General features: G+C 58.0%; 21 protein-coding genes. 15 read left to right on the top strand and 6 right to left on the bottom strand.

Features of this window, described 5'->3' with window-relative positions:
• Positions 1–56 precede the first annotated feature (56 nt).
• The 10 genes from M8006_RS13585 to M8006_RS13540 all read left to right on the top strand — a co-directional run bounded on the left by M8006_RS13585 (position 57) and on the right by M8006_RS13540 (position 7,720).
• On the top strand, positions 57–911 hold the full coding sequence (locus M8006_RS13585) for a rhomboid family intramembrane serine protease (protein WP_250083110.1): 855 nt from the start codon (positions 57–59) through the stop codon (positions 909–911).
• Between the two features lie 10 nt (positions 912–921).
• Entirely contained in the window at positions 922–1,206 is a 285-nt protein-coding gene (locus tag M8006_RS13580) for a YeaC family protein (RefSeq protein WP_250083108.1), read from the top strand.
• Between the two features lie 47 nt (positions 1,207–1,253).
• Positions 1,254–2,090: a DUF2797 domain-containing protein gene (locus M8006_RS13575; RefSeq protein ID WP_250083106.1), complete on the top strand. Its 837-nt coding sequence runs from the start codon at positions 1,254–1,256 to the stop codon at positions 2,088–2,090.
• Between the two features lie 107 nt (positions 2,091–2,197).
• The gene (gene cobT, locus M8006_RS13570; protein WP_250083104.1) at positions 2,198–3,259 is read left to right on the top strand and encodes a nicotinate-nucleotide--dimethylbenzimidazole phosphoribosyltransferase; all 1,062 of its coding nucleotides are present in this window, start codon (positions 2,198–2,200) and stop codon (positions 3,257–3,259) included.
• The gene (cbiB, locus tag M8006_RS13565) at positions 3,256–4,257 is read left to right on the top strand and encodes an adenosylcobinamide-phosphate synthase CbiB (protein WP_250083102.1); all 1,002 of its coding nucleotides are present in this window, start codon (positions 3,256–3,258) and stop codon (positions 4,255–4,257) included. The genes cobT and cbiB overlap by 4 nt, the downstream gene beginning before the upstream one ends.
• Before the next feature lie 22 nt (positions 4,258–4,279).
• The gene (gene cobD, locus M8006_RS13560; protein WP_250083099.1) at positions 4,280–5,395 is read left to right on the top strand and encodes a threonine-phosphate decarboxylase CobD; all 1,116 of its coding nucleotides are present in this window, start codon (positions 4,280–4,282) and stop codon (positions 5,393–5,395) included.
• A gap of 9 nt (positions 5,396–5,404) precedes the next feature.
• On the top strand, positions 5,405–5,941 hold the full coding sequence (locus M8006_RS13555) for a bifunctional adenosylcobinamide kinase/adenosylcobinamide-phosphate guanylyltransferase (RefSeq protein ID WP_250083097.1): 537 nt from the start codon (positions 5,405–5,407) through the stop codon (positions 5,939–5,941).
• A 41-nt stretch (positions 5,942–5,982) separates the two neighbouring features.
• The gene (gene cobS / locus M8006_RS13550; RefSeq protein WP_250083154.1) at positions 5,983–6,753 is read left to right on the top strand and encodes an adenosylcobinamide-GDP ribazoletransferase; all 771 of its coding nucleotides are present in this window, start codon (positions 5,983–5,985) and stop codon (positions 6,751–6,753) included.
• A complete protein-coding gene (locus M8006_RS13545) occupies positions 6,690–7,343 on the top strand; it encodes a histidine phosphatase family protein (protein WP_250083095.1) in 654 nt (217 codons plus the stop codon). Before cobS ends, M8006_RS13545 begins: the two co-directional genes overlap by 64 nt.
• Positions 7,295–7,720 carry a bifunctional adenosylcobinamide kinase/adenosylcobinamide-phosphate guanylyltransferase gene (locus tag M8006_RS13540; protein ID WP_250083092.1) on the top strand — a complete coding sequence of 142 codons (426 nt, stop codon included), beginning with the start codon at positions 7,295–7,297 and terminating at the stop codon, positions 7,718–7,720. The genes M8006_RS13545 and M8006_RS13540 overlap by 49 nt, the downstream gene beginning before the upstream one ends.
• Before the next feature lie 91 nt (positions 7,721–7,811).
• Here the strand turns inward: M8006_RS13540 and M8006_RS13535 are convergent, their stop codons facing one another.
• From M8006_RS13535 to M8006_RS13510, 6 genes are all read right to left on the bottom strand, one after another.
• Complete coding sequence (locus M8006_RS13535; protein WP_250083089.1) at positions 7,812–8,666, bottom strand: CopD family protein; 855 nt, start codon at positions 8,664–8,666, stop codon at positions 7,812–7,814.
• A 45-nt stretch (positions 8,667–8,711) separates the two neighbouring features.
• Positions 8,712–9,083 carry a copper resistance CopC family protein gene (locus tag M8006_RS13530; RefSeq protein WP_250083088.1) on the bottom strand — a complete coding sequence of 124 codons (372 nt, stop codon included), beginning with the start codon at positions 9,081–9,083 and terminating at the stop codon, positions 8,712–8,714.
• Positions 9,084–9,157: 74 nt separating this feature from the next.
• A complete protein-coding gene (locus M8006_RS13525) occupies positions 9,158–10,333 on the bottom strand; it encodes a toxic anion resistance protein (RefSeq protein WP_250083086.1) in 1,176 nt (391 codons plus the stop codon).
• 29 nt (positions 10,334–10,362) lie between these two features.
• The gene (locus tag M8006_RS13520; protein ID WP_250083083.1) at positions 10,363–11,304 is read right to left on the bottom strand and encodes a cobyrinic acid a,c-diamide synthase; all 942 of its coding nucleotides are present in this window, start codon (positions 11,302–11,304) and stop codon (positions 10,363–10,365) included.
• A gap of 149 nt (positions 11,305–11,453) precedes the next feature.
• A complete protein-coding gene (locus M8006_RS13515; protein ID WP_250083080.1) occupies positions 11,454–11,603 on the bottom strand; it encodes a succinate dehydrogenase/fumarate reductase transmembrane subunit in 150 nt (49 codons plus the stop codon).
• Positions 11,604–11,618: 15 nt separating this feature from the next.
• Positions 11,619–13,052 (bottom strand): sigma-54 interaction domain-containing protein, encoded by a 1,434-nt coding sequence (locus M8006_RS13510; protein WP_250083078.1) that lies wholly within the window; start codon positions 13,050–13,052, stop codon positions 11,619–11,621.
• Positions 13,053–13,236: 184 nt separating this feature from the next.
• Between M8006_RS13510 and speB the strand changes: the two genes are divergently transcribed.
• The 5 genes from speB to M8006_RS13485 all read left to right on the top strand — a co-directional run.
• Positions 13,237–14,187 (top strand): agmatinase, encoded by a 951-nt coding sequence (speB, locus tag M8006_RS13505; RefSeq protein ID WP_250083077.1) that lies wholly within the window; start codon positions 13,237–13,239, stop codon positions 14,185–14,187.
• Between the two features lie 88 nt (positions 14,188–14,275).
• Entirely contained in the window at positions 14,276–15,661 is a 1,386-nt protein-coding gene (locus tag M8006_RS13500; RefSeq protein ID WP_250083075.1) for a YjiH family protein, read from the top strand.
• Positions 15,658–17,316 carry a 5-guanidino-2-oxopentanoate decarboxylase gene (locus M8006_RS13495; RefSeq protein ID WP_250083073.1) on the top strand — a complete coding sequence of 553 codons (1,659 nt, stop codon included), beginning with the start codon at positions 15,658–15,660 and terminating at the stop codon, positions 17,314–17,316. The genes M8006_RS13500 and M8006_RS13495 overlap by 4 nt, the downstream gene beginning before the upstream one ends.
• A 22-nt stretch (positions 17,317–17,338) precedes the next feature.
• The gene (locus tag M8006_RS13490; protein WP_250083071.1) at positions 17,339–18,787 is read left to right on the top strand and encodes an aldehyde dehydrogenase family protein; all 1,449 of its coding nucleotides are present in this window, start codon (positions 17,339–17,341) and stop codon (positions 18,785–18,787) included.
• Between the two features lie 60 nt (positions 18,788–18,847).
• Positions 18,848–19,262 (top strand): aldehyde dehydrogenase family protein (locus M8006_RS13485; RefSeq protein WP_250083069.1); only part of this gene is annotated, 415 nt, incomplete at its 3' end.

The raw sequence follows: 19,262 nt of genomic DNA, 5'->3' as shown, positions 1-19,262 counted from the left end.
CGTTTTGGCGTGACGCTTCAAGGTCGAGCCGCTTTAGTTAATAGGGAGATACCAACATGCATCCCGTCATGCTCTTGCCTCACGATGCCGATACGCAGGCACTACGCCAAGCTCTCTGGCAGCACCGTATCGGGCATCGCATTACGGCTGAGGCCGATGGCCAGTTAATTTGGGTGGCTGACCCTAATCAGCACGTTGAGTTACAAGCATTAGTTCAGCGCTGGGAAAGAGGCGAGCCGCTTATACTGTCACGCCCATCTCGGGGGCGTGCTCAACGCAGTGCCGACGTGCTACCGGCGTTAAAGCGCGTACCCGTGACAGCGGCGATGATTGTATTAAGCCTTTTGGTGTTTGCCTTAATCGGCTTATTTGGTGACTTGCTGATTGTGGGCTTGACCGTCGTGCCGATTGGTATTGCCAACGATGAGTTGGTGTTTGGCTCGCTATCGGACACGTTAAGTAGCGGTCAGGTGTGGCGTTTGCTGTCGCCAGCCTTTTTGCATTTTGGCTGGATGCACCTGATTTTTAATCTGATGTGGGTGTGGTACTTCGGCCGTCAAATAGAAATGCTCCAGGGTAGCCGTACGATGCTACTCCTATTAATCGTAGCAGGCGTGGGCGCGAATCTTGCACAGTACGCCACCGGCACGGCGCTTTTTGGCGGCATGTCGGGCGTGGTTTACGCACTTTTAGGGCATGTGTGGTTGATGTCGCGCCGCGTGCCCGAAAGCGGCTTTTTTGTTCCCACCATGCTGGTGGTGTTTATGCTCGGTTGGATGGTGTTCACCATGACCGATATGGCGGGCAGCGTGGGTTTTGGCAACGTCGCGAATGAAGCGCATTTGGGCGGTCTACTCGTGGGGCTTGTCACAGGCTGGTATTATTCATCTCAGCGTTTGAAAAACCGTTAAGAGGCACGCAATGAGCGATATGACCTTCGATAAAATGATTAATCAGATGACCCCGGCCATTTATGAAAGCTTGAAGCAAGCGGTATCGTTACGTAAATGGCCAGATGGCCGCTATTTGACGCCGGAACAAACCGAACTCTGCTTAGAGGCCGTCATGCGCTATGAGGCGGAAAACAACGTATCCGAAGAGAATCGCGTGGGCTACCTAGAGCAGCGCACCTGTGGCGCCGGTGCCTCGGGGGAGGGGGTTTCGCCGGAAATGGCTGGGCTTGCCAAGGATGCCACCGGCAACTAACGCCGCCGTGGATGCGCATGATATAGACGAGAAAAAGGTATTAGGGAATGAGTAACCAAGCGCTGCGCGGCTGCCTGCGCAAAATGGCGATTGAGCCCGCGGCCAACGCTCAGCTACCGGTGAACTACGCCTTGCGGGCGGGTGATCAACAGCTCGCTTTGAATGACAAGTTAGGCCAGCCTCTAACGCTCGTGTGGAGCGGTGCGATTGCCTGTACCCACTGCGGGCGCGCGACGAAAAAGAGCTTTGCCCAAGGGTATTGCTACCCATGCTTCAAGCGGTTAGCCCAGTGTGATACCTGCATCATGAAGCCGGAAACCTGCCACTTTTTCCAGGGTACCTGCCGCGAGCCCGAGTGGGCCAAGCAGCACTGTTTTCAGCCACATATTGTTTATCTGGCCAACTCTTCGGGAGTGAAGGTTGGGATTACCCGCAAAACCCAAATGCCGACCCGCTGGCTAGACCAAGGCGCCATCCAGGCGTTGCCAATGTTGGAAGTCGATACACGCCAACAGGCCGGGTTTGTCGAGGTGTTGTTCAAAGAGCAGGTGAGTGACCGCACCAATTGGCGCGCGATGCTGAAAGGTGAGGTTGAGCCGTTGGATTTGAAAGCCGAGCGTGATCGTTTATTCAATCAGCTGGAAAGCGGCCTAAATCAGCTCAAAGCGGAACACGGCGATGACGCGATTCGCCCGCTAGAAGCGAGCGCGCACACTTTTACTTATCCGGTGAGCGATTTCCCACGTAAGGTCGTCTCCCATAACTTTGATAAAAACCCCCGGGTAGACGGCGTGTTACAGGGGATTAAGGGGCAGTATTTGATCCTTGATAGCGGTGTGATTAATCTGCGTAAATTCACGGGTTACGAGATTGAAGTGAGTTAAGTCTCTAGCTTTTTTCTACTGTGTCACCAATGAACAGTGGGGCAGGTAAACGCATAACGGGTCTGCTACCATTTAGCGCCTTTTCTTAGCCCGCTTTGGAGCCTGCCATGTCCGATATCGTTTCTGAGTGGATTTGCCGTATTCAGCCCATTGACCGTGATGCTGCTGAGCATACGCGCGCCTACTTGGATACGCTGACCAAACCCCCTGGTAGTTTAGGCGAGCTAGAAGCCTTGGCGATTCAACTTAGCGCCATCACTGGCGAGCTAATGCCCAGGGTAACGCCTACCAGCGTGCTGGTGTTTGCCGCCGACCATGGCGTGGCTGAAGAAGGCGTGTCGGCGTTTCCCCAGGCCGTGACCGCGCAGATGGTCGCCAACTTCGCCAGCGGCGGGGCGGCGATTAATGTGTTTGCCCGGCAGATTGGCGCCGATGTCGAGATCGTCGATGTGGGCGTTGCGTCTACGTTAACCATGCCTGGCGTGACCCACGCCAAGGTGCGTCAGGGTACGGACAATATGGCACTCGAAAATGCCATGCAGTGTGACGAAGCCCTAGCAGCGATTGAGGTAGGCACTGCCGCGGTGGAGCGGGCTCAGCAGTCAGGCGCTAAATGCCTCATCGTCGGCGAAATGGGTATTGCCAATACCACCGCCAGTAGCGCCATGCTGGCGGTATTGACCGGCACGCCAGTGGCCCAGGTGGTGGGTGCCGGCACCGGTATCGATAGTGCTCAGCAAGCGCATAAGGTGGCGGTTATCGAACGCGTCATTCAGGTACGCCAGGCCGACCCCAATGACCCTTTAGACGTGCTAGCGAAAGTCGGCGGGCTGGAAATCGCTGCCATGGTCGGCACTTATCTAGCCGCAGCGGCGCATCGGTTGCCCATCGTTGTCGATGGGTTTATCGCCACGGTGGCTGCACTGGTGGCGTGTCGGCTATGCCCGGCGGTGCGGGGGTATCTGGTGTTTGGCCATCGCTCAGAAGAGCCCGGCCATGCCACGGCCCTGGAAGCACTTGATGCCCAACCGTTGCTGGCGCTTGGCATGCGGCTGGGTGAAGGCAGTGGCGCGGCGCTGGCATTCCCGCTGCTCCAGGCGGCTGCCGGGATGCTCAATGAGATGGCCACCTTCGCCGATGCGGGCGTTAGCGATAAAACCAGCCAATGATGCCGTTCAGCGACTATTTTCCCGCTATTCTTTTGTGGGTGACCGTGGCGATTGTGATCGACCTGATCGTCGGCGATCCGCGTTCGCTGCCACACCCGGTGGTGGTGATCGGCCGTGGCATCAGTGCGCTGGAAAAACGCTGGAACCAGGGCGCTGCCAAGCGTCGCTGGCGTTTGGGGTTTTTACTCACTGCCGTTATCGTGCTGGGGACCTTTAGCGTTGCGTGGCTGGTGCTGGCACTGTTAACCGCGCTGCACCCATGGCTTGGTGTTGCCGCCGAGATATGGCTGTTAGCCACGACGCTGGCGATTAAAGGGCTGGCCGAGGCAGGGCGCGCTATTGCTGTTCCGCTTGCCAAAGGTGATTTGCCTGCAGCCCGGCAAGCGCTGGGCATGATTGTGGGGCGCGATACCCAGGGCCTGGATGAAGCCGAGATCACCCGTGGCACAGTGGAAACCGTGGCGGAAAATACCGTCGATGGTATTACGACGCCGCTGTTTTTTGCCCTGATCGGCGGCGCACCGCTGGCGCTGGCGTACAAGGCGGTGAATACGCTGGATTCAATGGTCGGTTACCGCAATGCGCGCTATAACGATTTTGGCTACGCCTCGGCCAAACTGGATGACGTGGCCAACTGGCTACCAGCACGCTTGACGGCCTTGTGTCTGTGGTTGGCGGGGCTGCTGTTAAGTGTTTCGGGTGTTTTACGTTTGCGCTGGCGGGGCGCATTGCGTAACACCTGCGGTGAGGCACCGCGCCACCCCAGCCCCAACGCTGGCTGGCCGGAAGCCATGGTGGCACGTTTGCTCGGTGTACAGCTGGGCGGCACTAATTATTATTACGGTGAGGTATCGCACCGTGCGACGCTGGGCGAGCCGTTGGAGGCGCTGCGGGTTGCCCACATCGACGCAACGATTCGCTTGATGCACGGCGGCTGGGTGCTATTTATGGTGCTGTCAGCTGTCTTGATCGTTGGGTGGCGTTTATTGTGGGGTTGAGTTTGATGCTTCCGAGGCTTCTATGAGTACACCTGAATGGCCCAGCCACGGTGGCCAGTCCGAGGCGTTATTAGCGCACTTCGGCTTGCCGTTAGGACATCGGCTGTACGATTTTAGCGCCAATTTGAATCCCTTGGGGCCACCCGCCTGGGTACGCGACTGTTTAATGCAACAGTTGGCCGGCCTTGAGCACTATCCAGCGCCGGATTATTCCGCTGCCCGTCACGCCATCGCCAGCCATCACCAACTTCAGCCTGAACAGGTGCTGCTGACCAATGGCGGCGCGGAGGCGATTTTTCTTACCGCCGCGCTACACGCTTGGCAGCGGGCGGCGATTATAACGCCAAGCTTTGGCGAGTATGCTCGCGCTTGTGTCGCCCACCGGCTGTCAGTCGCTGAGATTGCACTGCCCGCGCCGCACTTTACGCTGAATCTTGATGCGCTGTTGGCAGCGCTCATCGATATCGATGTGCTGTTTCTGTGTCGGCCCAATAACCCTACGGCAACGCTCATCGATACCTCGGCCATGGAGAGACTTCTGGATGTCACGGCTTGGACGGGCTGCCGGGTGGTGGTGGATGAGGCCTTTGTGGATATGGTCGGCGATACGCATGATGCGGTGTCGCTGGTACCGCTGCTGGATCGCTACCCGCATCTGATTCTGCTGCGTTCAATGACCAAGTTTTATACCCTGCCAGGGCTACGGTTAGGCTACATGCTGGCAGACGCGGCCACGATTCAAGCGGCACAGAGCCACCAGCCGCCTTGGAGCGTGAATCACTTGGCGGCTGAGCTGGTGGCGCCGCTACTGGCGGATGATGCCTTTACCCGGCGCACCCAGCGTTGGTTGGCCAGCGAGCGACCACGTATGAGCCAAGCGCTTACCGAGTTGGGGGTGGACGTTGTGCCCAGCCAGGCCTGCTTTTTCCTTATCCGCCCTGGCGCCGAGCAGCGTGCTGCAGGCCTCTCCAGCGATGGGTTATTTGAGCGGCTGCTGCACCAAGGCATATTGGTGCGCCATACCCATAATTTTGCCGGGCTTGATGGCGATTGGCTACGCGTAGCGCTGCGCGACAAGTCTGACAATCAGCGGTTTTTGAATGTATTGAGAAGGGTACTGCATGAAGGTACTGCATGAAGGTACGGCATGATTGTCTTCGTTAGCGGCGGGGCGCGTTCCGGTAAAAGCGATATCGCCGAGCAGCGGGTGCTTGGCGCGGCGGCCAATTCACCCTGTTACTATTTGGCCACCGCAGACGTGTACGACGACGAGATGGCGGCGCGTGTTGCTCGCCATCGGCAATCCAGGGGCGTGCAGTGGCTAACGTTGGAAGCGCCGCTGGCCATTGATCAAGCGATTGCCAGCGTGCCAGAAGGCGGTGCCGTGCTGCTGGATTGCTTGACCCTCTGGGCCAGCCAGGTGCTGTATGCCAGTGAGCTTAGCGAAGACGAGGGCCTGGCGCTGTTGGCCAATACCCTTGCTGGTGCCCGGGCGCGCAACGTGCATCTAGTGGTTGTCTCTAACGATATCAACGAAACGCTACCGCCCGTTGATGCCGAAACCTGGCGCTACCTGGCCTTTCTTCAGCGTACCCACCGCTGGCTAGCGGCAGAGGCGGACTCGGTGCTGGAAGTGGTCGCAGGCTGTGCCATCGAATGGAAAAACGACGGGAAGGTTCTGTGAAAAGAGATGTGGTGAAAGAGGGCGCTGTGAATGAAGGTGCGGTGAAAAATATTCTGTTCGGTCTCTTGCTCGCGCTACAGTTTTTGACCCGAATCCCGATTCCTGTCGCTTGTCCCTGGACGCCTGCAACCCGGCGCTGGGCGGTGCGTGCCTACCCCTTGGTCGGCTTGCTCATCGGCAGCGTGTTGGTGCTGTTGGCATTCGCCATGCAAAACGTGCCCACGCCGATCACCGCGCTGGCGCTGCTTAGCCTTTGGGTTGCGCTTTCCGGTGGCTTGCATCTGGATGGCGTCATGGATATCGCCGATGCGCTGGGCAGCAATCAGCCGCTGACGCGCCGCTGGGAGATCATGAAAGACCCGCAAATCGGCAGTTTCGGCATGCTGGCGCTGGTGTTTCTGCTTGCCTGGAAGGGCGTGCTGCTGTGGGCATTGCTCACCTATCAAGCGCCGCTCTGGTGGCTGCTGGTGGTGCCCGCGCTCGGGCGTTGGGCGGGTGTGGCCTTGCTGGCGCTGACCCCCTGCGCCCAGCCGAAGGGCCTGGCCTGGAGCTGGCAGCAGTCGCTCAGCGGCCAGGATGTAGCGCTGGCGCTGGTACCGATCGCGGTGATAGCCCTGCTGGCACCCACGCTAGTGGTGATGCTGCTTGCGGTCTGCGTTTTTGTGGGACTGATGCGCTGGCTTATGCTGCGCCTGTTTAACGGCATCAACGGTGACATGGTCGGTGCCACCATCGAAGGAGGAGAGCTTTGGCTACTGATCTTAGTGTGGAGTTGGTGGCAGTTCGCCACGGTATCACCGCCTGGAATCTAGCGCGCCGTTATCAGGGCCAGCGCGATATTGGACTGCTGTTTCCTGAGGCGGAAGAGGGACTGATTGCCCTGCGCGACGCAGTGGTGGATGAGCGTTTTGATGCCATCTACTCAAGCGACTTAAACCGCTGCCAACAGACGCTTGAGTGGATTCAGGCGGCGAAAGAGGGCGTGCCGGTTGCGCTTGAGCCGCGTCTGCGCGAACTCGATTTTGGCGAGTACGAAGGCAAGGTCTACGACGAGCTAAAAGATTTGCCCCACTACCGCGCCTGGATCGACAGCGTCGGCGAGCTGCAAATCCCCGGCGGCGAATCGGCGGCTCAACTGCGCGCGCGCCTGGAAGCCTGGCTGCAGGATGTGGCCGTCAATGCCCGGCAGGGCAGCCACGGTAAGATCCTAACCGTTACCCACGGCGGCGTGATTCGCGAGCTGCGCCGCCGTTTTGAAACCCTTCACTTCTGGGACGGTTCAGTGAGCCAGGCCCAAGGTCGGCGCTGGACGCTCATTTATCATACCGATGCGAATGGCAAAGGAGATTGGCAATGCAGCTCTTCATCGGCGGTGCCTGCGCAGGAAAACGCGACGCCGTAACGGCTCGCTTTCCCGACGCCGTATGGCATCGGCTAGCACCGGGTCAGCGGCTGGCTGCGTGCCTGCAAACGTTCGTCGCCGACACCCCGCTGGTGATAACCGGCGTGCTTGAGTGGCTCGAAGCCACTTTAGCAAACGCGGAAAACGATGCCCTGCGCCAACAGTGGCAGGGCGATATGACACGGCTCTGCCAGCGTGCTGACGAACTAAAGGCGCCGTTGATGATTATTGCCAATGAAGTTGGCCGGGGTATTGTGCCCATGCAACCCGAGCAGCGCCGCCTGCGTGACCTCAATGGCTGGTTCACCCAAGACACCACCGCCCAGGCCGAGCAGGTGTGGTACGTGCGGCATGGGTTGGTGCAGTTGATCAAGTAGTTATCCCGGCCCGACTTTGAGGAGATGTGTCACTACGGCGCTATTGCGTTATGAAACTGTCCGAACTATTGTCCAAATAGAGGTACCACACTCACCCGTTCGGTGATGTCGCCGTTGTCAAAATCGCCGTGATCAGCAAGATAATCGCGACCAGCACCATCTCCAACGCAATACTGTGCTGTAAACGGCGCGGGGCGGTTGCTTCGCCGCGCTCAAAGGCCGGTACCAATCGCCACTTGTTAGCGGCAGCAAACAACATCAGTGCCCCGACGATCAGTACCTTACCGATCAACAACTGCCCATAGGCCGTAGTGAGTAGTGGCGTGAGACCGCCCGTTATCAGCGTGGCCAACGCGACGCCCGCCAGTACCAACAAGCCAACTCCACCCTTCGCGATCTGCCCGAAGCGGGTCAGGATGCGGCCGGTATAGGCTCGGTCGTGATGCCTTCCCACTAGGCGGAACAGCGGCCAAAGCGAGGCCACCCAGAATGCCGCCGCTATCAAGTGCAGAATTAGTAAGCCCCCCAACACGGCGCGTGGGGCGTTCACGGTATGCCCCACCTGAGTGAATGCCAGCATCACCAGCAGCATGCCCGCGAGGCTTAGGCCCTTGCTAAGAGCTAAGCCATTGAGCTGAATTGCCTGGACCAGCAGCAAGCCAGTCACAGATAAGATCAAGCGAGTCCCCGGCGAGCTCTCGAACACGATGTTGAGCAGTACTGGGTCGGTCGCGGCAGCTACATTGCCGCCGCCAAGGTACCCTGCTTGCAACGGCCACTGAAGCAGAACAAGAATGATGCCCACCCAGGCAGCGAGGACACCCATGCGGGCGACACGTCTTCGCTCACGATCAGGGAGCAGTGGGAAGGCCAAGCGAAACAGCACGGCCCCCGATGCGACCAAGGCACTGAGGTAGAATCCGGCCGCAGCCAGAATCATTGCCATGGTCCAGGTCTCAAGGCCACTTATGGCTGACCACCAAGCCACGGCTTAGGGCTCGATCGAGAAGGTGAAACCGTCGGACATCATGTGTCCGTCATCTGACAGGCCACGCCAGTTCACCTGGTAGTCACCCGATGAAAGTGCTTCTTCCGGCTTTACGAAGTAGCGCTCGCTGAGTTCACTGCCCGACTGATTATCAAGGCGAACCGAACCGTCAGGGCCTGTCACCTCAAACTGGGTAATACGCATCACGCCATCGAACTCGACGCCAATCTTCTCAGGGGAATTCTGTAAGGTGGCCCCGTCTCCAGGTAAGGTGTTTATGATGTCTTCATGCGCTAGCACGGGCATTGCTACCGCCATCAGCAGCGATGCCAGCGTAGCGTGAATAATAGGAAATGCTGTCGTTTTCTTATGCATACTAAGTCCTTAAGTTTTGTCTAATGTTGAGTAAGCTGCACTGTTCAATGTGAAGCCAACATATACTTCTGGTTTTATGGTGGTGACTCGCTGCCTTCTTGGAGGTGATCAATAGACGCGCTCCCCTGTTTAGACAAGGTTGCCAAGCGGTCGATCTGCTCATCCAGTTGGGGCAGGGCTTCTTGACGGTAAGTCGAGAGATCATCAATGGCGCCCATCACCTCGCCGAAGGCTTCCTCAAGCATTTGCATGTCGAGCATCGCCGAAGATGCCCGTTTCTGGATGTCTACGCCTTGCTGGCGTAGCGTTTTTGCGGTACCGCCAATCATCTGTGATGTGGTGGAGTTGAGCGCTTCGATGCGATCTAGCACCAGGCGTTGATTGCCCATCGCCATGGCCACGGTGACCGCGACAGTAAGGGCCGAGACGGTGACATTAATGGCCCTGTCCACCCCGCGCATCAATTCCCGATTGTTACGGATGATAACCTCTAGTGCCAGCACGCCTTGCTGACTTACCGCCAGTTGCTGCTGGAGGTCGACGATGCGCTGACGTAGGGGAAAGAGAAGCTCTTCCTCAAGGAAATGACGCCGCGGGTCATCGCCATCGCGCGCGGCGATCTCGTCTTGTAAGCGGCGATCAATCAAACGGCCTAACGTAATTTGGCGGTTCAACTCGCCCAGGATTTTATGTAAAGCCTGCTGGTCATCGCTGAGGGTGAGGTTGTCACGGTGGAGCATGTCGCGACCGCTCTCCAAATCCTCGATGATTGCGTCTAGAGCCTGTTGGGCATTCTCGAACTTACGGAAGTAGCGCTGCAGGCGGCTGTCGAGGCCGGGAATGATCGTCAGGATTCGGTCTAAGGCATTCGGCGCTAAACGATGGCGAGCAGGGTCGAGCCCTTCCATGCGCCCGCGAAGGTCGGTCAGCGCCTTGGCCACCGGCCCGCCTTCGTCGCCCTGGTGAGCCAACTGGCGCAGCGGCGTCTGTAGCATGGCACTGCGATGGGCGGCCTGCTGCTGCAATTCAAGCCCCATCTCGTCCACGGCCCGGCGCTGGCGAACCACCGACGCCTCGTTACCCTCGGCAAGGATATCTTCGACGAAGCGGTCGGCTATTGCCTCAAGCTCAGGGTCGCTGTCACGGTCATCAGGGTCGGTCGAATCGGCCTGGTTAGCCCCTAGCTGGCTGGCGATCTCGTCCACCGGCGGTAGGGAAAGGCGATGTTTGTCATCGGATGGCTGAGCCATGGATATCTCCAAAGTGTATTAGAGCCGGATTAATCTTTGCGCGCATAACGATCCGCGCCTTCGACGAAGCGGCGCAGGTCCTCCAATGCCTTCTCGGTGGTAACAGACGCCTGTGGGCGGGCCGTCTCGATGCGTGCCATGGAAACAGCGGTATCGTCGAGCACGGTAAGGGCGGATTCGATGCGGGCAGAGAGTTCATTTAGCCGGTTTTCGGTCTCCACTAGCAAATCCAGGCGCCGCATCAGGGCGGCTCGCTCCTCATCGTTCAATCGCTTGCTCTCTCGGGCCAAACGATCTCGCACGTAGTTGCCGTCCACACTCACCACTCCTCGCGCCTGGGACGCCATGGTCGTTAGCGTATCCACCGCGCCGAAACAGACCTGAGTGACTAAGCCTTGCGAGCGCTCAAAGGCCAGCTCGCCAGTGTGAAATCGGCTACTTAGCACGTCCATGACATGACGATAACGGCTATAAAGGCGGTCAGCGAGGGTGGCTAGGTCAGGGCGGTTAACCGCCAACAGGCGCTGCTTGGCTCGGCATATGGCTAACACAAGGTCATTGGCGCCCTCGGGCGGCCTTGTTGGGTCAAGCACCAAAACCCCCGCTTCATGAGCGTTGCGCTCCTCCTGAGCACGGCGTTTACGTGCCTCGGCGTCTCTTTGGGCATTTTGGCGACGTTCACGGCGGCGGGCTAGCCAGCCACGCAGTGTGCGCTCGACAGGCAGCGCCACGGGAATCGCGACGATGCCAGCTAGCCAGCCAAGCAGGCTGGGGCTGAAACCACCCCATAACGAGGTTAGCCACAGCAGCATGCTGATGAAGGGAACCACTAAGCAATAGCGAGCGATGACCTGCAGCCGTCCCGGAGACGCGGCCGGAAGCGCGAGGGCGGGATTGTAGAGGCCGACCAGTAGCCAGGGCAGGCAGGTCATGAAGAGGCCATAGGAAAATCCCTGCAGGAATCCCAACATTGATACGGTTATCCTTCATTTATGAAACGCAAATACCGCGTGTAGAGCAACCGAGATGAGTCGCTACGCACCAGTTGGGCAGTTGTTGATCACCACAAAGAGCGATTAGCCTGTTGGGTTTTAGGTCCGTAGGCTGGGAGAGTGAATGGCTACAGGATGCCGATAGCGAATCCGACAAGGGTCAGGGCGCTGAGCAGGGCGGCGCTACCATAGGTGGCGACCTTATTCAGGCGCTCTCTGCCCAGCTTTAGATCATGCAGGCCATGGCGGATGCGGTGAGCCGCATGGAATAGCGGCAAGCAGATCAAAACGTTTTAAGTGGTGTTTTTAACCCGTAACTGATGGTGTTTGAGCTTTCTTACAACGCTAGGTTGACTAATATCCAACCGCTTCGCGATGGCATAGGTAGAGGGTAATGCCTCGCATAATTCAGCAAGAATGCTGCGTTCTATGCGATTGGTTGCATCCTTGAGACCTTCACCCACGCCGATTGTCGACACGTCAGTCGCCTTCGATGGGTGCTCGGCATGGTTAGGCGCTTGCGGCTCTGCTGTACCGGCGTGAGTCAAACCGGGGACGTCGGCGTGAATGACGTCATTGCAAGATAACCAAGCCCGTTCGAGCCAGTTCTCCAATTCCCGCACATTACCTGGCCACTCGTGGCGCATTAGCGGCCGCCATACCGTGCGAGCGAGAAGCTTTTCCTGGCCATACCGGCGGTTCAGCCTTTCAAGTTGGCGGTTCACCAGTTCGGGGATGTCCTCGCGACGCTCACGAAGAGGAGGTAACGTGACGGGAATCACATTCAGCCGGTAGTACAGATCAAGGCGAAAGGTCCCTTCTTCAACCCGTTTCATGAGGTTGCGATTGGTGGCAACGACCAAGCGAAAATCAACCTGTCGTGACAGGTTTTCACCCAGGCGTGCAATACGCCCATCCTGAATGGCCTTCAGCAGTTTGGTTTGCATGGCCAGCGGGAGCTCGCCAATCTCATCAAGAAATAGTGTACCGCCTGCTGCCTGCTCAATGAGACCAACGCGCCCGCCGGGGGCGGCACCGCTGAATGCGCCAGATCGATAACCGAACATCTCGGCCTCGAACAGGCTTTCAGGTATGGCAGCGCAATTGACATCGACAAAGGCTCCCGCGTTTCTGGCGCTCCAGTGGTGAAGTTGTCGTGCGAAAGCGGTCTTTCCGACGCCAGACTCGCCCAGCATCATCACCGTTGCATCGGTGGGGGCGACGCGCTTGAGCAGCAAGGCTATCTCACGCATCAAGGGGCTTTTTATTTGTAGTTCGCTTAGCTCGCTCTCTAGCGACAAATCTCCCTGCTCATGTTCCTGACTGCGCTTTAGGTGTTCGCTAAAACGTTGTTGAAGAAACGCGTATTCCTGCTGCAACAGCTGCAGATCAGTGAGGTCCATTGAGCGACTGACCACGGCCACCAGTTTTCCATTCTCGAAGACCGGGTGAGCTTGAGCAATAACGCGGCGCCCGGTGGCGGTTCGCTGGATGAGTTGCGCTGGCTGCCCGGTGCGCATCACTTCCATGCTAATGGAGGGATTCAATACCCCGTCGACTTCGAGACGTTGCACATTGCTAGCGCGCAGCTCCTCGCAAGAGATGCCGTAGACCGCCGCTGCGCTGGGGCTTACATAGTCAATCGTTCCGTCGGCTGTGACCACAAAAAAGTGATCATGGGCGGTATCGATGATAGTACCTAGAACGAGGTGATCAATGGTGCTCATGGGTAACTCAGTGATCCATTTTTGTATCGACGATTCACTATTGTATCAAATAGAGCCGCTAAACGATCCATTAATGAATCATTTTCCCCTGAATTGCGCATTCTACGGCTTGGCATGATTCCTGCAATAGGTCAGGGAGTCCTGTCGAACACGGCAGGACGCCTGACAACAATAGGAGCTGTTCATGACTCGCTTCAACCAGCCACTGGGTGGCAATGACATGCCCAGATTTGGTGGTCCTGCCACGATGATGCGCTTGCCGACTCAAGAAGGCGCCAAGGGGCTAGATGCTGCTTTCATTGGTATCCCGATGGATATTGGCACGTCTAATCGCCCTGGCACGCGTCTGGGACCGCGACAGATTCGTGATGAGTCACGGATGTTGCGTCCCTACAACATGGCCACGCGTGCCGCCCCCTTCGATAGCCTTCAGGTTGCCGACATCGGCGACGTGCCGATCAATACCTTCAACCTGCCCAAGAACCTGGACATCATCTCCGGCTTCTACGATCAAGTATTGGCGCACGATTGCGTACCGTTAACACTGGGGGGTGAGCACACCCTGACCTGGCCAGTGCTACGCGCTATTGCCAACAAGCATGGCCCGGTTGGCTTGATTCATATTGATGCCCATGCCGATATCAACGACACGATGTTCGGTGAGGAAGTGGCGCATGGTTGCCCGTTCCGACGCGCACAGGAAGAGGGTCTACTGGATAGTCAACGCGTGGTTCAGATTGGACTCCGGGGTACTGGCTATGCGGCAGAAGATTTCGACTGGTGTCGTGACCAGGGCTTTCGTGTCGTTCAGGCCGAGCAGTGTTGGTACCAGTCGCTCGCCCCCCTGATGGCAGAAGTGCGTGAACAGATGGGCGATAGGCCCGTTTACATCTCTTTTGATATTGATGCGCTGGACCCCTCCGTTGCTCCAGGCACTGGCACCGTAGAAATGGGCGGCCTAACCGCGCAGCAGGGTCTTGAGATTCTTCGTGGCGCAGCGGGGCTCAATATTGTCGGCGGCGATCTGGTTGAAGTTTCGCCACCCTACGACCAGAGCGGCAATACTGCCCTTGTAGGCGCCACCTTGCTCTATGAAATGCTGTGCATTTTGCCGGGCGTTATGCGTCGCGACTAATTACCACGTATCGAGTGCCAAGCATATCGGTTTCGAACGTGGTCGATCACTATCTCCATGACAATGACAACTTATTCCGAGGTAACCAATGCCTTCTTCCCTTGATAGCTCTGATGATATCGCGAATGAAGGGGCTCCGCTCTCGCGTCACGGCCTGATCAAGTTTCTCGTGCCGTCAATCATCGGCGTCTTACTGTTTCTGGTGCCGTTCTCTTTTGATGACACCATCAATATTGGCATGGGGCTAGCCGCTGATAGTCTTCAGACGCTTTTAGGCGATGCGCTGCCAGCGATTGCCACCGCTGTGCTGTGCCTGTCGCTGGTGATAACGGCCTATGTGAAGGTCACCAAGCCGCATTGGGCGCAGGATAGCGCGCTGGGGGAGCTTTTCGATGTGGCGCCAGTGTGGGTCACCATGCGTGGGCTCGGGGCGATTTTCGCGCTGATGACCTACTTCCAGTTTGGCCCTGAATTTGCCATCGCTTCCTACACAGGCGGAGTGATGCTCAACGATCTGGCACCTGTGTTGCTGACCTTTTTCTTCTTCGCTGCCATTTTGTTGCCCTTTTTGGTCGACTTCGGCTTTATGGAGTTTATTGGGAGCCTTTTGCGCACGCCCTTTAGGTGGATTTTTGGCTTACCGGGACGCAGTGCTATTGATGCCACGGCGTCCTGGATGGGCTCAGGTACTGTCGGAGTGCTGATCACGACTCAGCAGTATGAAAAGGGCTTTTACAACTGCCGCGAAGCGGCATCCATCGCGACCAATTTCTCCATCGTGTCGATTGCGTTTGCGATCCTGGTGACCAGCTTCATCGGTATCAATCACCTCTTCGTGCCTTTCTACCTCACGGTCGTTGTGGCAGGGCTTGTCGCAGCAGTGATCGTGCCTCGGTTACCGCCGTTATCACTCAAGTCGAATAGCTACTACCCGCCGGTCGGCTGTCAATTGCAGGAAGAACGTACCGGTAAACAAGGCCTATTACGCTATAGCTTGGGAATGGCAGTGGCGCGTGCCGAAAAGGCACCGGGCCCTCGTCAGTTAGTGCGCATTGCGCTGTACAACGTTGCGGATATTTTCTTCGGCCTGTTGCCGCTGGTTATCGCCATCGGCACCGTGGCACTTATCCTGGCAGAGTTCACCCCCATCTTTACGTGGTTGTCGATGCCCATGGTGCCCGTGCTGGAATGGATGGGGCTGCCTGAAGCTGAGGCTGCAGCACCCGCCACCCTGGTCGGCTTTGCCGATATGTTCCTGCCAGCCGTGTTAGCCAGCAATATCGAAAGCGAGCTGACGCGTTTTGTCATCGCCTGCCTATCGCTGACCCAATTGGTTTACATGTCTGAAATAGGCGCGTTGCTGCTCAAGTCGAAGATTCCGCTGAAACTTTGGGAGCTGGTCGTTATCTTCTTGATCCGCACCGCCATCACGTTGCCGATCATCGTGGTCATGGCTCACTGGTTAGTAGGATGAAAAACGCAACGATGACCTGTGCAGAACTGCTTATTCGCTTGCTGCGCGATACCTATGGGGTAGATACCGTCTTCGGCATCCCCGGTGTGCATACCGTAGAGCTTTACCGGGGGCTTGATGGAGGCGATTCAGGCGGGATCCGCCATATTACACCGCGCCACGAACAGGGCGCGGGGTTTATGGCCGACGGTTATGCCCGGGCGACCGGGCAGCCGGGCGTCTGTTTCATTATTACCGGCCCCGGCATGACCAATATTGCCACGGCCATGGGGCAAGCATTGGCTGACTCCATCCCCATGCTGGTGATTTCCAGCGTCAATCGCCGCGATACCTTGGGTCGCGGTCAGGGTCGTCTTCACGAGCTACCTAGCCAGCAACAGCTGACGGCAGGCCTATCGCGCTTCAGCTACACGCTGGCAACGCCCGACGGGCTTCCCGATGCACTGGCCCGGGCCTTTGCCGTGTTCGAAAGTGCTCGGCCGGGGCCCGTGCATATTGAAATTCCGATTGACCTGTTCAATGCACCGGTCGCTGAGCCAGCTCACTGGCAGCGCACTGCGATGGCCAAGCCAGCCCCCGACCCTACGGCGCTGGATACGGCAATGGAGTGGCTTTCAGCGGCAAGTCGTCCACTGGTATTGCTGGGGGGTGGCTGTGTACCAGCGCCTGATGCGGCGCGCACGCTGGTGGAGGCGCTAGATGCCCCGACGGTCACGACCATCAATGCCAAAGGGCTGTTGGGCCGCCATCATCCTCTCGATTTGGGCGCCAATGTTTCCCTGCCGCCCGTACGCGAGTTGGCGAGGGAGGCCGACGTAATCTTGGCCATTGGCACCGAGTTGGGCGAGACCGACTACGATGTGGTCTTTGACGATGGCTTTGCGCTTACGGGGCGCCTGATCCGGGTGGATATCGACGCCGAGCAACTGGCGCGCAACCAGTTTGCCGAACTGGCAATAGTGGCGGATGCCGGGCTAACCCTTCAATCCCTGGCGGCACGCTGTGTCGAGTTGCCCCGACAGCGGGATGGTGAGGCGCGGGTGACAGCGGCCTGGCAGGCGCTTGAGGTGGAGAAAGATCCAGCATTCGCCCCTTATGTGCCGCTGTTTGAGGTGCTGGGTGAAAGCTTACCCGACGCTATCTTGGTGGGCGATTCCTGCGCGACCACCTACGCCGCCAATCATCTCGTTTCCCAACCGGCGCCAAGGCGTTTTTTCAATGCGTCCACCGGCTATGGCACGTTGGGCTACGGCTTGCCCGCCGCCATGGGGGCAAGCTTAGGGCGTGCTGAGTTGCCGGTCGTAGCGCTGGTGGGTGACGGCGGCATCATGTTTACGCTTTCTGAATTGGCCTGCGCGGTAGAAGAGTCACTGCCTGTGGTCGTGGTGCTTTGGCACAATCAGGGGTATGAAGAAATTCGCCGCTTTATGGACGGCGCCGGTGTGCGTCGTCTTGGGGTGGATATTCAGGCCCCGGATTTTCAAATGCTGGCCGCTGGCTTCGGATGTATGGCTAAGCGCGTTAAAGCCCCGAACGAGCTGGCGTCTGTGCTGAACAACAGACCGTTGAACGGGCCGGTTCTGGTCGAGATCGATGCCTTCGCCTGGCACGAAGCAGTTCAGCCCGAGACGCATCGCTTGCTCGACTCCCATTGATTTCTATCGAGAGGAACCTCTCTTGCAACAACTCACACAACACTTCATCTATAACCGTTGGGTGGAAAGTCACGGCCAAGCGCGACTGGCTGTTACTGATCCCTATCGTCAGGAAGTCATTGCTGAGGTCACGGTCGGGGATCCGGCTGATGTCGCGGCGGCGGTGGCTGCTGCTCGGCGTGCTTTGCCAGAGTGGCAAGCGCTGGGCGGGGGTCGTCGAGGCGAGTATTTGTCGGCGTTCGCTGATGCGCTAGCAGCACGTCGTGAGTCGTTAATGCGCCTTTCATCACGCAATAACGGCAAGGCGCTTGCTGAGACGGCCATTGATCTCGACGATGCGATTGCTTGCTATCGCTACTACGCCGGATTGGCCCATGAGCTGGAAGCGGGTCAAGGGCGTAGTGTGTCACACAGCATGGAGGGCGTTCGGGTTCAAACATTCGAAGACCCCGCGGGCGTGGTGGGGCTGATTTCTCCTTGGAACTTTCCATTGGTGACCAGTGCCTGGAAGATTGCACCGGCTCTGGCAGCGGGCTGTACGGTGGTATTTAAACCCTCGGAAGTGACGCCGCTACCCGAGCAGGCGCTGGCTGAAATCGCCGAGGAAGTGGAACTGCCGCCGGGCGTTTTTAACCTGGTGCATGGCGATGGCGAGCATGTTGGAGCGCCACTAACGACTCATCCTGATGTCGATAAGCTTTCCTTCACCGGTAGTAACGCCGTGGGGGAAAAGGTAATGCATGCCGCCGCCCAGGGTGTCCGCAATGTGTCGCTGGAGCTGGGGGGCAAATCGCCCGTTCTGGTGCTCAGTGATGCCGACGTTGACCAGGCTGCCGATTGGGTAATGGCCGGTATCTTCTTTAATTCCGGGCAGGTGTGTTCGGCAACCTCGCGCCTTATCGTGCATGACTCGCTGGCCGATGCCCTTTACGACGCGCTAGGTCAAAGAATGGATGCTATCCGGCTGGGGGATCCGCTGGCAGAGGATACGGACATGGGGCCAATGACCAGCGCCAAGCAGCGGAAAGTGGTCGAGGAATATCTTGAGCTTGCCCGAAAAGACGCACTGGTGGCGGTGCGCGATAGCGATCACCGTCAGCTGCCCGAGCAGGGTGAGTTTGTGGCCCCGACGTTATTTCGCGACGTACCTGTCGAAAGCCCATTATGGCAGGAAGAGATTTTCGGCCCTGTGCTATGTGGGCGCAGTGTGAGTAACGATGAGCAAGCCGTCGAGCTGGCTAACGCCAGCCCATTCGGCCTGGCGGCCACGGTAATCGCCGGGGATGTCGAGCGTGCCCGTCGCGTTGGTCAACGGCTGCGTGCGGGTAGCGTCTGGTACAACACCGAACAGCTCGTCCTGCCAGAAGCCAGTTGGGGCGGCTTTGGGATTAGTGGTATTGGCCGTGAGCTGGGTCCCTGGGGGATGGCAGAATACCTTCAGGTTAAGCACCTTATGGGGCCTGAAAGCTAACGTTAATGTATACCGATTTATCTTTTATGCCCTAATCTCGAAAGCATGAGTAAAAATTATATGTATCAACTTCCTGATGTCCTTATTTCCGACGCTTTTATCGGCGGTGAGTGGCGTAGTAGTGGAACGCGCTTTGCTGTCACCAACCCTGAAAACGGTGAAACGCTCGCTGAAGTGCCTGACCTTGGTGCGGAGGAAACCCTGGAGGCGGTCGCCGCCGCCGAAGCCGCCTGGCCCGCGTGGCGTCAACACACGGCCAAAGCGCGCGCCAACCTGTTACGCGCTTGGTTCGATGCCATTATGGATCACCAAGAAGCGCTCGCCCGACTGATGACGCTGGAACAGGGCAAACCGATTGCCGAGTCGCGCGGCGAAGTCGCTTACGGCGCGTCGTTTGTCGAGTTCTACGCCGAAGAAGCCAAACGGATGGCAGGCGAAACCTTGCCCAGCCACGGTGCTGATAAGCGCATTTTGG

Origin of the sequence: Halomonas llamarensis (genome assembly GCF_023555005.1) — a bacterium.
GTDB classification, from domain to species: Bacteria; Pseudomonadota; Gammaproteobacteria; order Pseudomonadales; family Halomonadaceae; genus Vreelandella; species Vreelandella llamarensis.
Note: the sequence above shows the minus strand (reverse complement) of the source record. Positions and strands in the feature narration are given on the sequence as shown.